The 14287-nt window shown below is 66.8% G+C and carries 10 protein-coding genes; 5 read left to right on the forward strand and 5 right to left on the reverse strand.

The genetic code is table 11. The features are described from left to right. Positions 1 to 214 precede the first annotated feature (214 nt). Positions 215 to 1144 (forward strand): hypothetical protein, encoded by a 930-nt coding sequence (locus F1D05_RS36645; protein WP_185444813.1) that lies wholly within the window; start codon positions 215 to 217, stop codon positions 1142 to 1144. Positions 1145 to 1167: 23 nt separating this feature from the next. Here F1D05_RS36645 and F1D05_RS36650 read toward each other — a convergent pair whose 3' ends face one another. Continuing rightward, entirely contained in the window at positions 1168 to 2013 is an 846-nt protein-coding gene (locus tag F1D05_RS36650; protein ID WP_185444814.1) for a PfkB family carbohydrate kinase, read from the reverse strand. Positions 2014 to 2386: 373 nt separating this feature from the next. Here F1D05_RS36650 and F1D05_RS36655 point away from each other — a divergent pair, with 373 nt between their 5' ends. After that, positions 2387 to 2533: a hypothetical protein gene (locus tag F1D05_RS36655; RefSeq protein WP_185444815.1), complete on the forward strand. Its 147-nt coding sequence runs from the start codon at positions 2387 to 2389 to the stop codon at positions 2531 to 2533. Positions 2534 to 2897: 364 nt separating this feature from the next. Here the strand turns inward: F1D05_RS36655 and F1D05_RS36660 are convergent, their stop codons facing one another. Both F1D05_RS36660 and F1D05_RS36665 read right to left on the reverse strand, forming a co-directional pair. Further along, the gene (locus tag F1D05_RS36660; protein WP_185444816.1) at positions 2898 to 4394 is read right to left on the reverse strand and encodes a PfkB family carbohydrate kinase; all 1497 of its coding nucleotides are present in this window, start codon (positions 4392 to 4394) and stop codon (positions 2898 to 2900) included. 110 nt (positions 4395 to 4504) lie between these two features. Beyond that, the gene (locus F1D05_RS36665) at positions 4505 to 6328 is read right to left on the reverse strand and encodes an SCO7613 C-terminal domain-containing membrane protein (protein ID WP_246486948.1); all 1824 of its coding nucleotides are present in this window, start codon (positions 6326 to 6328) and stop codon (positions 4505 to 4507) included. Positions 6329 to 7004: 676 nt separating this feature from the next. Here F1D05_RS36665 and F1D05_RS36670 point away from each other — a divergent pair. Then, positions 7005 to 7679: a class I SAM-dependent methyltransferase gene (locus tag F1D05_RS36670; RefSeq protein ID WP_185444817.1), complete on the forward strand. Its 675-nt coding sequence runs from the start codon at positions 7005 to 7007 to the stop codon at positions 7677 to 7679. Positions 7680 to 7803: 124 nt separating this feature from the next. Then, positions 7804 to 8220, forward strand: coding sequence for a DUF805 domain-containing protein (locus tag F1D05_RS36675; protein ID WP_185444818.1), 417 nt, complete (start codon positions 7804 to 7806; stop codon positions 8218 to 8220). Positions 8221 to 8322: 102 nt separating this feature from the next. On the opposite strand, the gene F1D05_RS36680 is transcribed toward F1D05_RS36675, so the two are convergent. Together F1D05_RS36680 and F1D05_RS36685 are read right to left on the reverse strand one after the other, a co-directional pair. Then, positions 8323 to 9732, reverse strand: a complete 1410-nt coding sequence (locus tag F1D05_RS36680) for a metallopeptidase TldD-related protein (RefSeq protein WP_185444819.1) — start codon at positions 9730 to 9732, stop codon at positions 8323 to 8325. Then, entirely contained in the window at positions 9729 to 11246 is a 1518-nt protein-coding gene (locus tag F1D05_RS36685) for a TldD/PmbA family protein (RefSeq protein WP_185444820.1), read from the reverse strand. Before F1D05_RS36685 ends, F1D05_RS36680 begins: the two co-directional genes overlap by 4 nt. 249 nt (positions 11247 to 11495) lie before the next feature. On the opposite strand from F1D05_RS36685, the gene F1D05_RS36690 reads away from it, so the two are divergent. Then, positions 11496 to 14216, forward strand: a complete 2721-nt coding sequence (locus F1D05_RS36690) for an ATP-dependent RNA helicase (protein ID WP_185444821.1) — start codon at positions 11496 to 11498, stop codon at positions 14214 to 14216. Positions 14217 to 14287 lie beyond the last annotated feature (71 nt).

Here is a 14287-nt window from a genome sequence, read left to right on the forward strand (position 1 = left end):
GCAACACTTGCCAATTGGCAACGCTCATCAAGACGATCGCTTGTCGCGGCTCGCCACACTCGGTTTGGTCGAAATGAAGCTTTAGCTGTAGCTTGTCGACTAGCCTGGACTTCTGACTCGGTAGCCGGCTGGCTAGAGACTGAACACTTCGTGGCAGCTACCGCGCTGGAGTGGAATTTCTGTCGTTGGATTACTGATCGAACTGGCGACCTTCGTGACCGTTGACCCGTGGGGGCAGCAGGCTGTTCCGTCTGTTCAGGCGGGCCTGACTCTCGCCGATGCGCGCCTGCGTGACTCCCCTTTTTCGCGGCAGGCCTCAGAGGTCGCGCTCAAACTCAAGGTCGAGCGGCGGGCGCTCATCGTGCGCACGTTGCTCCATCTGCCGCGCGTTGCCGATGACAACGGCCAGGTGGGCTGGCAACTGGCGCAGGCTGAACTCAAGAGATGCGCCGAGGAACTGAGGGCTGATCAGGCCAAGGTGCGCGGGCTGGTCTCGACCGATAGTTTCCCGCTGCAGGATCTGGTCTTCAAAGGAGACTACGACAGCACCGAGGCAGAGACGATCTTCAGTCACCTGCACTATCTGCGGAGCGCCCGCCAGGGCTCGCGGAACTACGCTCTCGTGGATCCCATGTACGGCCTACCGGTGAGCCTTTGTAGCGTCTCGCCGCTGGAGTGGAAGCTGGTCGGACGCCAACTCAGCAAACAGTTCCAGATTCCGGCTGCCAAGATCTGGGACGTCTCCCGGGTCTATTCGTTCGAGGTCGCGCCACCTAATGCCATTTCCTATCTGCTGGCGCGGGTGCGAAGCGATCTCCGGCAGAAGGAACCGACCGCAGAATTGCTGACCACGGCCGTGGATCCAAATCTGGGCTTCACCGGATCCAGTTATCAGGCAGCGAACTGGCGGCGCTGGATGACAGTGGCTCCTCGACCCTACCTGTATCTGAACGACGATTACGTGACTCCGCGGCAACTGCGCACCCGCTTTTCGACTGCCAACCTGAAGCATATTGAGAAGAAGTTCGACCAGAAGATCGCGGCTTGTAGCCCGGATTTGCTGCTCGATTCGAGCATCTTCTGCTGCCGAATCAACGGTGCGACCGAGTCTGTGCCCGGAGAGTTGACGCCGCTGCGACGTTAAGGCTCTGGATGCCAGAACCCTAGCTACTGGGGTTTGACGATGAAGCGGGAGCGGCTGAGTAGGGCGTCTACCCGGCGGCGGTCGGGCATGGAGTTGGAGAGCGGGAAGTCGGCGGTAGCGCAGGCCATCGCGGCGGTTGCCCAGAGAGCTAGTTGCTCGGAGAATTCGCGCTTGTGGTCGATCAGCTGGGCAGCCAGGGCTGCGCAGAAGGCGTCGCGGGCTGCTGACGACTCTTTGTAGATCGACGGGAAGCTCGGCACGCTGAACGTCTGGAGTTCGGTGTCGGAGTACACGGTGCAGCCGCCGTTGCCGAGGATGCAGAGGGTTTCTACTCCGTAGGCGAGGAGATGGCGTGCGACCGGGTCCGGATCGAACCTGTCCTGACCAGGTGGGGAGTAGCGGCCGAGTTCCCAGGCGTGGGCCACCATGTAGTCGATCTGGGCCAGGGAATGGCGGGAGATGTCGTCGTCCGGATACGGCTGGCCGGGCGTGACGATGACGAGTGGCCGGTCCTGCTCGGCTGAATGAACCACTTCGAGCGTGCGCTGAACGGTCTCGCGGGGGACCTCAAAGGTGACCAAGACGGCGTCGCAGTCGATGAGTTCATCGGACAGGCCCTCGATGTCGCGGGTGTCGAGATGTACTTCCATCTGATTGCGCCAGTTGACCGCGATGCTGTCGCCGAGTTCCATCTCTATGACACCGGTGAAGGGAGTCCGCGCCCGCGGGATCATCTTGATCAGCGACGTGTTGACCTCCTCGTCGCGCAAGTAGTGAATGATGTCCTGACCAAAACGGTCGTCGGCGACGGCAGCGACCAGAGTGACCTCCAGGCCGAGCCGGGGCCGCGGCCACCGCCTGCGAGACACCTTTGCCGCCCGGAGAGAGATCGAAGCCGTACGCCTCGCTCGAGGTCTCGCTCTGCGGCAGGCTCCTGGTTCGGAAGGTGGCATCCATGACAGCGCCACCCACGACGATCACGCGCCCCTGAGGTGTGGCTGCGGTGCCGTTCGCGGGCGATTCGGCTGGCGTCGGCATCATCGCGTTCCTGGAGCCGACCGAATTGACTTCACGCCTGATCAACTGGCGCGCGAGTTCACGGAGTACGTCACGTTCGATCGTGCCGCGCAAGGTGCGGTCGCTTGGCCCGTCGCCCGGCTCCAGACCCATCGACTCGTGCAGCCGGCCCCAGTTGTTGAGCAGCGCACTCCGGCGGATCCCTAGCGAATTGGAGCTGAGGGCATGGATCACCTTTTCCTCGATGTCGTGCTGCCTGTGCAGGTCAGCAAACAGCCCGAGCGCCAGAACCGCGTCGGCGACTATCCGATGGGTCCCGTCAATGGTCTCGAGCACGCACTGCGAAACAACGCCGACCACTGCGGGCGGTAGTGGAACCTTGTGCACATTCGCGAACCGCTGAGTGGCATGCAGTCTGAGCAGCGGCGCGGCCTCGTCCCGCCCCGCCTGTAGCCGGGCAAGTGTCAACCCGTCGCGTGCCCTCAACTTCTCCAAGACATGGACAAGGATCAACGCGTCGGGAGATTCATAGTCGTTATGGTCCGCCACAGTCCTACCCCAGAGCCCCTAGGACTTTGCTCGCTAAGACAACTGTCGTCACGGTCAGAGTTAACACCAGGGCCTCGTTGTTGTTAAACAAACGACCCCCTCACTTCCGTGGATAGCAGATCTCGTTGTCGCTGGTTCTGCGCTTCATTGCAACATAGTTGGCGGCTGGCCGCGCGCGGACAGCCTGTCACGAGAGGGTTTGGAGGCGTTGCTCTATTTGGGGGCGGGTAGGGAGGGAGTTGAGGGTGCCGAAGGATTCGGCGGCGTAGGCCATGGCGGCGGTGGCCCAGCGGGCGACTGGCTGGGTGAGGGTGCGGTTGTTCTCGAGGAGTTTGGCTACCAGGGCTGCACAGAAAGCGTCTCTGGCCGTGGAGGACTCTTTGTATAGAGAGAAGACGCTGGAGAGGCGGAAGGTGCCGGCGGCGGTGTCCGAGTAGATGGTGCCGCCGCCGTTGCCGAGAAGGCAGAGGGTTTCGATGCCGCGGGAGAGGAGGTGTTCGCCGACTCGGTCTGGGTTGAATCGCAGCAGATCGGGCGGACTGTACTTGTCGAGCTCCCAGGCGTGCGAGACGAAGTAGTCGATCAGTTGGAGTGAGGCTCTGGAGATGCCCTCATTGGGGTCGGGCTGGCCGGACGTGACGATGATCAGCGGGCGGCGACCGGTGTCTGCGTCGGCGTGGGCCAAGGTGAGGGTTCGCTGGGTGGTCTCGCGGGGGATCTCGAAGGTAAGCAGCAGGGCGTCGCAGGCCGCGATCTCCTCGGCGTTCGTATCGACGTCGTTGGTGTCGAGTTTCACGACTTGATCATTGCGCCAGATCAGCGCGATGCTGTCGCCGAGGTCCAGTTCGACGACGCCGGTGAACGGGGTTCGCGCGCCGCGGACGATCTTCAGCAGCGATGTGTCGACGTTCTCGGCTTTGAGATAGTCAATAATCTCCCGGCCGAAGCGGTCGTCGCCGATCGCGGCGACCAGGGACACCTCGAGTCCGAGCTTGGCGGCGGCGACTGCCTGCCAGAGGCCCTTGCCTCCGGGCATCAGTTGGAAGTCATGAGCGAAGCCGGAGGTCTCGTGCGCTGGGATCATCTTGGTCCGGAAGGTCGCATCCATGACGGCGCCGCCGACGACTATCACCCGGCCGTACTTCGGGGCGGCCGGCTCGGAATCGGGCTCGTCGAGCGGAGCGGTGGTTGTCGGATCGGTCGGTTGGGGGCTGACCAACGCGTAGGCGAGTTCGCGTAGTACGCGGAGTTCTACTGTTTCGCGGAGGGTACGGTCGCTCGGTGGGGGGCCGGCGGTGAAGCTGAGAGCTTCGTGCAATCGATGCCAATGATTCAGCAGAGCGAGGCGGCGGCGGCCGAGGGTGTCGGAGCGGAGGTCCTGGATCACCTTGGCCGGTACGCCGTTGGCTGCGTACGAGTCGGCGAACAGGCCGAGAGCGAGGGTCGCGTCGGCGACGACCTGGTGGGTGCCGTTGGTCATCCGGCGGACGGCGCCACCCACGACGTTCACCGCCGCCTCGGCGTCGCCCTGCGCGGCCGGGAGGCGGAGGAGAGATGCGGCCTGACCGCGGCGATCTGCGTGTAGGCGGGCTGGAACCAGACCGTCGCGCATTCTGAGTTTCAGGAGTGCGTGGGTCAGGATCTGGCCGTCGGAGGATTCCGCTGCATCGAAGTCGTCGACCATACGCCCCCCGCGCCTCATTTGTCCGTGGCTCCAGTATGCGGAAGAACTGCGGGCAGTGAAACGGCTCGCGGAAGCCGGTCTGTTGGTGGGCCGACTTCCGCTGTGGGCGCTCATTTGAGGGCGGAGATCCAACGGGTGGCTTGTTTGGCGTTTTGGAGGCGGCGTTCGTAGGTGGCGCCGCAGGTTAGGAGGATGGCGCCGGCGGTGGCGAGGGTGATCCAGCGGGGGATCAGGGGGGCTACCTCGACTAGTTGCCAGAGGGCGATTTTTGTTAGGACTGCGGTGCCGATGATGAAGGGGGATTGGAGGGAGTAGTGGATCGCGATGAGGATGATGGTTACTGCGGCGGCGGCTACGAAGGTGATGCGGAGGAAGTCGTGGTTGCTGCTGGCAACTAGTGCGGAGGGGGCCAGGCCGAGTAGGAGGCCAGGGCCTAGGTAGACCCAGCTTGATTGGGTGCGCCAGCGGAGTAGGCCGATCGCGAGGATGATGGCGGCGGGGGGCAGGGTGAACCATTCGAGGGTGGTGGCGGCGGCGCCTAGGGCGAAGGCGGTGTTGGCGATGATGAACAAGGCTCCGGCGATCAGGAGGGCGTCTCGGCGGTGGGGTTGCATGCCGTAGGCGATCAGGGGTGCTGCTGCGATTGTCAGTACTACGCCGGTGCCGGTGTTCGGGGAGACGAGCAGGACGGTGATTTCGGCTAGAGAGATTGCGAAGGCGGCGGAGAACAGCAGAGCGGCTTCGTGGCGGCGGCCGATTGAGACGCAGGCGAAGCTGATCAGGATGGCGCCGGTGACGGAGAGCGCGATTGCGCCAGTCCAGTTGTTGAAGAAGCCGTCGAAGGTGGTGAAGAGGATCGCTAGTTGTGCGGCGGAGGCGGCGGTCCAGGTGGCGGTGGTCAGGGTCAGTTGCTTGCGCCAGGCGGCGGTGAGGGCTAGGGCGGCGGTGATTGCTGAGATCAGGCCGAGTTGCAGGATGTCCGCGAGTAATGCGCAGAACATTAGGTTGACCGAGGCAACTATTACCGCGGTGATCCGGAGGACTGAGGTGATCAGGCCGGTACGTCGGGGGCGCAGGATTACCGCGAGGCTCAGGGCAGCGGCGACGCCTGTGGTCACCCAGCGGTCGATGACTGGCAGTTGGGGTAGGAAGACCGCGATGGTGAAGGAGCCGAAGGCGGTACCGATGAACTCGGTGGTGTTGGGTGGGAGAGCCGCGGAGAGCGCTGTCTTGCGTGGGAGAAGCGTTCCGAGGACGGCCGCGAGGCAGACGACGGCTGTGGTTGCGAGGACCGGGGCGAACCCGGTGGGCGAGCCCTCGAAGATGTCGGTCGTGTAGTTCTTCCAGTTGGTCGAATGGGCGGACAGAAGTCCGAAGAGGACGCGGGTGGTGCCTAGGAGTAGGACGAATGACAGGAAGAGTGCGCCGCAGATGCCGCCGGTGATTTTGAGGAGGCGGGTGCTCAGGTTGGTCCACAGGACGGTGATGACGACTTGGGCGACGAGGGCGAACAGGTATAGAGCGAGGCTGACGTGGTGGATCAGGATCAGCGTCAGCGGGAGTTGGCCGGCGATCACGGCGGTTAGGCCGAAGGTCTTGACGGTCGGGGCGATGCGGGTCATCAGGAGGTTGATGGCGGCAACCACCGCGAACGCGACCCCGGCGTACGAGAGCCCGGTGATCGCCGTCGGTGAGACCAGGCCGAGTTCGCGGGCGCCGAAGAGGTCGACGATCAGGAGGCCGCCGCCGAGGATGGCGAGAGCTTCGGCGGTGCCGGCGAGGTTCTTCCTGCTGGCGGGGACCGCGCCGGCGAAGGCGAGTGCGGCGAGTGTCGCCATGATCGAGGCCTGGACGGGGACAGAGAGGCTGTCCCAGGTGACCGCGAGGAAGGTGACGCCGGCGGCGAGCAGGAGTAGTACGCCGAGGCCGAGCAAAGTTGCCTGCGGGCTCAGTCGTCGGGGCGGTCGGGGCTGTCGTTGGGTGGGGGATCGCGGCGGGTTGTAGGGCGGGGGCGGGGGTGTGATCGGGCCGAGGTTGCCGCCCGAGGTCCGGTTGGTTTGGGGAGGGCCGGAGGGCGTCGTACTGCGGGCCGCCGGTTGGGCGCGTGGTGGTGCGACCGGTCGAACGCCGTGCACCGGCGGCGGTGGCGGGTAGTTGGCCGGGAGAATCGGGCCGAGGGCAACGGGTCGGAGCGGGGCAGGTGGCACGGGCGCAGGTGGAACGGGCGTCGGCCGAACCGGCGCAGCTGGTGTAGGTGCCGGTGGGGCGGGCGGGGGTGGTGCAGGCGTGGGTGGGACAGGCGCGGGCGGTGCAGGCGTGGGTGGGAGAGGCGGGTGTGGGGCCGGTGCTTGGACGGTGGGCGGGAGCGGGAGCGGAGGGCGGAAGGGGCCGGGGGCAACTTTGGGCGGGGGGATGGCTACGTTGAGTAGTAGGTCTGTCTGGCAGACGGGGCAGCGCAGGTTGGTGGGCATCCGGCTTCCTCCTCAGGGGGTCCACTTCACTATCGAAGCTGGAACGAGATGCCGCCTGAGTACGTCTACTCAATTCGTCGCGTAGGCTGCTGCGGGTCTGCCGGTCGTCCAGACCGGCATGACGACCACGGGGAGCAAGATGAAGACTGGACACATCGAGCTCGCAAGGGCTCAGCAAGATCGGTGGCAGACCGCCTACGAGGGCAATCCGCGGCTGCACGGCGCGGAGCCGTCGGCGGCGGCCCGCTGGACAGTCCGGCTGTTCGAGGCCGCCGGCATCGACGACGTACTCGAGCTAGGCGCGGGTCAGGGCCGGGATGCGCTTTACCTTGCCAGGCAGGGATTCAGCGTACACGCCACCGACTTCAGCGAGGCGGCGCTGCACCAGTTGCGGCTGGACGCGCAGCGTGACGGCCTGGACGACCGGGTCACGGCGGCCCTGCATGACGTCCGCGATCCGTTGCCGCCGGCCGACGCGACGGTCAACGCGGTCTACGCGAATCTGCTGATGAACATGGCGTTCTCCCGGGCCGAGCTGCGGTCGCTGGTCAACGAGATCCATCGCGTACTGCGACCGGGCGGGCTGTTCGTCTACACCGTTTGGTCTACCGCCGACGGGTGCCTGCCGAAGTGCACCGAGATCGGCGACGGGCTGTTCGCGAAGGACGGGTTCGCAGGCCGGTTCTTCGACCTCGACCTGATCCACGAGCTGGCCGAGCGGTGGGAGCTGGGCGGCGCCGACGCGTACGAGGAAGGTCCCGAGCCGCGCCGGCTCTGGCGGGTCACCCAGGCGAAACCGGCCCCGAATAGCTGAACTGTGCTTCCAGTACGGCGCGGCAGGTTGCGGTGTGGTCACCAAAGCGAAAAGTTGCATTGACGAACCCGATGGGTTCCGCCAGGCTCGGTCCTCGTCTCACCTTCGACCATCGGAGCAAGTAATGCAGTGGTACACAGATGTCATCAAGAAGTACGTCGTGTTCAGCGGTCGCGCGCGGCGCAAGGAATTCTGGATGTTCGCGCTCTTCAACGCGGTCATCTCGATCGTCCTGAGCATCATCGACAACGCCGCCGGGCTGACGAACAGCACCGGCAATGGCGTCCTCGGCAGCATCTACAGCCTCGCTGTCCTGCTGCCGTCGCTGGCCGTCGCGGCCCGCCGCCTGCACGACACCAACAGGTCGGCGCTCTGGCTGCTGCTGATCTTCGCGATCGTGATCGGCTGGATCGTGCTGCTGGTCTTCTACATCCAAGAGGGCAACGCCGGTGACAACCAGTACGGCCCGGACCCGAAGGCGGCGGAGCGCTTCGGCGCCGGTGGCGCCAGCAACGTGGAGCCGGGTTACCCGACGGCCTGATCAGGCCTGATCGATCGGTCCGCCCGCGGGTGGACCTGACCGACGGTGATACGACGGTCCCGCGACCCGGTGTGACGCACCGGGTCGCGGGACCGACTCGTTTCAGTTCGCCTGGCTGACGCTGGACATGTTGTAGTCGGGGACGAGCAGCGGCGGTGTCGCGGTACGGGAGAACTCGTCACCCCACTCGCGGGAGAACGACGGGACGGTCGCGCCGGCCTTGGTGAAGCGGGCGAGGATGTCGACCGGGCTTTCGTTGAAGCGGAAGTTGTTGACGGCACCGGTCACCTCGCCGTTCTCGACCAGGTAGACCCCGTCACGGGTCAGCCCGGTGAGCAGCAGGGTCTGCGGATCCACGATCCGGATGTACCACAGACACGTCACCAGCAGGCCGTGATCCAGGCCCGCGACCAGGTCGTCGACCGAGCCGGTCGCGCCGTCGACCGACAGGGCATAGTTGCCGATCGCCGGGGTGACGGCCGGGGCACCGGTCAGCTCGGCCGTGAACCGGCTCTGCATCAGGTTCTCCAGTTTGCCGCCGCGGATCCAGTCGGTCGCGGTCAGCGTGAGCCCGTTGTCGAACACACTCTGGGAACCGCCCGAAGACTGGGCGGCCACGAACGGGAACGTCTCCAAACCGCCCAGCATCGGGTCGGACCAGAACCTGACCGGCTGCGGCGACAGGGCCTCGCCGATCCGGGAACCTCCAGCGGGCTTGGAGAAGACGCTGCGGCCCTCGTGCGCCTCACGGCCGTCGAGCTTGCGGTACATGTGCGTCATCAGGTCGGCGACGGCAGCAGGTGTCAGTACGGTCGGGTGCCGGCCGGCTTCCACCGACACCGTGCGAGTGGCCCAGCTGAGTCGCCGGGTCAGCTCTGCATCGATCGCGAGCGGGTCGATGTCGGTGAAGTCGCGCGTGGCCGCACCGACCCAGGCCGACTGGCTGAGGTCGCTCGACTTGCCGTTGGCGGTGACGTAGCCGCGCTTCAGGGTCTGGCGAAGACGCAACCCCGCCGACGATCCGACGTACAGGGTGGTGACCCCGTGGTCGGCGAAGCCGTAGAGCCAGCGGCTCTCCTTGCCGGCTCGCGTGAGTGCCTCACCGAGGGCGGGGGCGAAGCTTTCGTAGACGCTGACGTCGGTCTCGTCGGCCTCGTCGTCCCAGCCCGGTCCGACGGTGCCGTCGACGAGCGGGCGGGCGTCCTCGGCCGGGCCTGATTCGCGGGCAGCGGCGACCGCTGCCGAGACGATCTCGCCGAGCGAGGCATCCGTCGCGGACGAGCGCCCGACCACTCCGGCCGCAGTACCCTCACCTGCTCCGACCGTGGCGATCACCGTCACGCTGGAACCGCGCATCGCGCCGTTGGTGGTCAGGGTGTTGTTGGCCCAGCGCAGGTTCGCGCTCGAGGTCTCGGCAACCAGTACGACGCAACCTTGCGCGCCTTCCGCGGCAGCGAGTTTGAGCGCGCGCTCGATCGTGTCCTGTGGGGTCAGCTGAATGGCGGTCGTCACCGGCCGGCCTCCTGCGTGGTGTTGAGGATGCGGACATCGCGGAACAGTGCGGACGGGCAACCGTGGCTGACCGCGCCGCTCTGGGGCGGCTGGGCCTTGCCGCAGTTGAGCGCGCCGCCCAGCACGTACGTCGCCGGGCCGCCGACGGCTTCCATCGAGCCCCAGAAGTCGGTCGTGGTCGCCTGGTAGGCGACGTCGCGAAGCTGGCCGTCGAGCTTGCCGTCGGTGATCTTGTAGAACCGCTGCCCGGTGAACTGGAAGTTGTAGCGCTGCATGTCGATCGACCAGGACTTGTCGCCGACGATGTAAATCCCGTTCTGCACCCGGCTGATCAGCTCTTCGGTCGAGGGGCCGTCGGCCGCGGGCTGCAGGGAGATGTTGGCCATCCGCTGGATCGGGACGTGGCCGGCCGAGTCGGCGTACGCGCAGCCGTTCGAGCGGTTGGTGCCGAGGACATCCTTGTTCACCTCGGCCATCCGGCGATCGAGTTGGTAGCCGACCAGGATGCCGTCCTTGACGAGATCCCATTGCTGGCCGGCGACGCCCTCGTCGTCGTACCCGACTGTCGACAGGCCGTTCTCAGCCGTACGGTCGCCCGTGACGTGCATGATCGGCGAGCCGTAAGTGAGGCTGTTGAGCTTGTCGATCGTCGCGAAGCTGGTGCCGGCGTAGTTCGCCTCGTACCCCAGAGCGTGGTCCAGTTCGGTCGCGTGGCCGATTGACTCGTGAATGGTGAGCCAGAGGTTCGACGGATCCACCACCACGTCGTACCGGCCGGCCTCGACACTCGGCGCGGCCATCTTCTCCGCGAGCCAGCCGGGGAGCTGCGCGAGCTCCTCGTCCCAGTTCCAGCCGGTCCCGGTCAGGTACTCCCAGCCGCGCCCGGCCGGCGGCGCGAGGGTCCGCATCGAGTCGAACCGGCCGGTCTCGGGATCGACCGCGGTAGCCTGCAGCGCCGGGCCGATCCGGACCCGTTGCTGGGTCGTCGACGTGCCTTCGGAGTTCGCGTAGAACTTGCACTCGTTCACCGAGGAGACCTGGACGGTGACGTGCGTGACGCCGTCGGCGTTCAGCAGGCGATCGCTGTAGTCGGTGAGGAGGGCAACCTTCTCCGCGCGCGAAAGGCTCAGCGGGTCGATCTCGTAGCTCGACACCCAGGTGACGTCGTCGTAGATCGGCTCGTCGGCGAGCTCGATCGGCTCGGTGTTGATCGGGCGCGACACCTGGGCCAGGTTGACCGCCTGTTCGGCGACCCGGACGGCCTCGTCTGTTGTCAGCGCGACGCCGGCGGCGAAACCCCAGGTGCCGTCGTGGATCACCCGGACGGCGAGCCCGAGATCCTCGTCGTCGTACGCGCTCTCGAGGACGCTGTCGCGCAACGAGATCGACTCGGACCGGATCCGTTCCAGCCGGAACTCGGCGTACGTCGCGCCGAGATCCTTGGCGCGTTGCAGGGCCGCGTCGGCCAGTTCGTGTCGGGGAAGGGCGAGGAAGGACGCATCGACATCGGGCACGGATCCGACCCTAGGCCATTACCGGTAATACGCTCGCCCGCGCCTGTGTCGCACCTCATCCTGCATGAGTCGCTGGTCGGAAGGGTTGGTGTCCCGACCGACAGGTAATGGTCGGCCTTGCGTGTGGGTCGCACGCTCAGCCCGGCGGTGTCGGGGGCGGTTCCGTGGACCATTACCTGTCGGTCGGGACACGTCTCCGGTCAGGCGAACGGTCGCGCCTTCGGGGCACCAGTCGGTTAGCGTCGGGGCGTGCTCCTTCCCGATCCGTCCGCGCCGGGGGCGGACCTGCCTGTGCGCGCCGTCTTGCCCGCGACCGTCGACGCGGTTCGCTCGCGCGGTACTGCGGTGTTGGTCGCGCCGCCCGGATCGGGCAAGACGTCGTTGCTGCCACTCGCTCTCGCCGATGCGCTCGACGGCACGATCATCGTGGCCGAGCCGCGGCGGATGGCGACGCGTGCTGCTGCGACTCGATTGGCGCAGTTGGTCGGTGAGCCGCTGGGACGGCAGATCGGGTACGCGATGCGTGGGGAGCGCAGCGGCGGCAAGGGGCTTCGGGTCGAGGTGGTGACGACCGGCCTTCTCGTACGGCGGTTGCAGCAGAATCCGGAACTGCCTGGTGTCGCGGCCGTCGTGATCGACGAATGTCATGAGCGGCATCTGGATGCTGATCTGCTGCTCGCGTTCTGTGTCGATGTGCGGGCGAATTTGCGGGAGGATCTCGCGATCGTGGCGACGTCGGCTACTGCGGACACGGTGAGGTTGAGTCACGCGTTGGCTGCTGACCGGCCGGCGCCTGTGGTTACTGCGTCGGCGGCGATGTTCGAGGTGGGGATCGAGTGGGCGCCGCCGCCGGTTCCCGTGCCGTTGCTTCCTGGTGGGCGCGTCGATCCGCGATTGCTGGATCACGTTGCGGCGGTCGTTCAGCGGGCGGTGGGGGAGAACGACGGCGACATCCTTGTGTTCGTGCCTGGGGAGGCCGAGATCAACGGGGTGACGCGTCGGCTGGCTGGGCTGAACGGGGCTTCGGCTTCGGCGGGTGGTGCGGGTTTCGATGTGCTGCCGTTGTTCGGGCGGCAGTCGCGGGCCGAGCAGGATCGTGCGCTGGCGCCGGGGGCCAGGCGGCGCATCGTGGTGACGACGTCTGTCGCGGAGAGTTCGCTGACGGTGCCGGGGGTGCGGGTGGTGGTGGATTCGGGGCTTGCTCGTGAACCGCGGACCGATCAGTCGCGCGGGCTCGGTGCGTTGGTGACCTGCCGGGTTTCGAAGTCGTCTGCCGATCAGCGGGCTGGTCGTGCTGGGCGAGAGGCGCCGGGTCGCGTTTATCGGTGTTGGTCTGCGACGGATCACGCACATCTCGACGATCATGCGGCGCCGGAGATCGCTACTGCGGATCTTGCTGCTTTCGCGCTCGATCTGGCTGCGTGGGGTGCGCCTGGTGGAGACGGGCTGGCCTTGCTGGAGGCGCCGCCGGCGGTGGCGATGACGGCCGCGACCGAGTTGCTGCGTCGCCTTGATGCCATCTCGGATGACGGCCGGATCACCGAGCGGGGGCGGCGGATGGCGGCAGTCGGCGCGCATCCGCGGCTGGCTCGTGCGCTGCTCGACGGTACGCCGTGGGTCGGCGCCGAGCGGGCCCGCGAGATCGTCGCGATGCTCTCCGACGATGCCGGCCGCGACTTCGGCGATGACCTGCCCGCGCGGTGGCGAGCCCTCCGCCGAGGGCAGGACCGGGCAGCCACCGCCCGCTGGCGAGAAGAGGCGAAACGCCTCAGCCGTGGCGTTGAGCCGCCACCGGTGAGCGGGGCGAGAGCGGGTGTGGATGAGTCGGTGAGCGCGGCGGGAGCGGGTGTGGATGAGGCGGTGAGCGCGGCGAAAGCGGGTGTGGATGAGGCGGTGAGCGCGGCGGCGGCGAGTGCGCGCGGGGCGGGGTCGGCGGGTCGCGCGCTACCGGGGAACCGGGGTGGGCCGGAGTCGCGGTTGGTCGGCCGGATTCCTGATGATCTGGCGGCGGGGATTGTGGTGGGGTTGGCGTATCCGGATCGGATTGCGCGGGCTCGTGCGGTCGACTCGGCGACGTACCAGATGTCGGGCGGGACCGGGGCTGCATTGGATCCGCAGTCTCCGTTGCGGACTACGACCTGGTTGGCGATTGCGGTTGCCGATCGGGCACCTGGGCGCGCTGACGCGAGGATCCGGTCTGCCGCGCCTATCGACGAGGCGACTGCTCGGGAGGTGGCCGGCGACCTTGTCTCGTCAAGCGATCAGATCCGCTGGGACGACGGGCGGGTCGTGACGCGGCGGGTGGAGGCGTTCGGGGCGATCGTTCTCAACGACGCACCGCTGACCAAGCCCGACCCGCTGCTCGTGCAAGCCGCAGTACGCGATGGCCTGCGCCGTAGTGGACTCTCCGTACTGCGCTGGTCCGAGGCGGCTGATTCGCTGCGCGAGCGGCTCGCGTTCTGCCATGCGCATCTTGGAGCCCCGTGGCCCGCGGTCGACGACGCGGCCTTGCTGGCAAGCCTCGACGACTGGCTTGGGCAGGAGCTCGCGTCGGTGCGTAGGGCGCGCGATCTTGAGCGTATTGACGTGGCGTCCGCGTTGCGGCGGCTGCTGCCGTGGCCGGCTGCCACCCGGTTCGCTGAGCTTGCGCCGGAACGGTTGCCGGTGCCGTCTGGTTCGCAGGTGCGGCTCGCGTACGACGGGGCTGAGCCGCCGGTGCTCGCGGTGAAGCTGCAGGAGGTGTTCGGGTGGACCACGACGCCGGTGGTCGCGGACGGGCGCGTGCCGGTCGTACTGCATCTGCTCTCGCCCGCGAGACGCCCGGTGGCGATCACGAGCGATCTCGCGTCGTTCTGGGTTCAGGGCTATCCGCAGGTCCGCGCCGATCTGCGAGCCCGCTACCCACGCCACCCCTGGCCGGAGGACCCCCTCACAGCCGCCCCGACCAAACGCGTCAAACCACGCCAGTAGCGACACGGCGGGAAAGGCGGCGAGGAGATGAGTCAGTAATCGCCTGGAACCGATGGCCTGCCTGCGGTGTA

The sequence above is a fragment of the Kribbella qitaiheensis genome, assembly GCF_014217565.1.
Taxonomy (GTDB): domain Bacteria; phylum Actinomycetota; class Actinomycetes; order Propionibacteriales; family Kribbellaceae; genus Kribbella; species Kribbella qitaiheensis_A.

Coding starts and splice junctions, on each gene's coding strand:
- F1D05_RS36655 (WP_185444815.1), top strand. CDS start 2,387: ATGGATCACCTTTTCCTCGATGTCGTGCTGCCTGTGCAGGTCAGCAAA.
- F1D05_RS36660 (WP_185444816.1), bottom strand. CDS start 4,394: ATGGTCGACGACTTCGATGCAGCGGAATCCTCCGACGGCCAGATCCTG.
- F1D05_RS36670 (WP_185444817.1), top strand. CDS start 7,005: ATGAAGACTGGACACATCGAGCTCGCAAGGGCTCAGCAAGATCGGTGG.
- F1D05_RS36675 (WP_185444818.1), top strand. CDS start 7,804: ATGCAGTGGTACACAGATGTCATCAAGAAGTACGTCGTGTTCAGCGGT.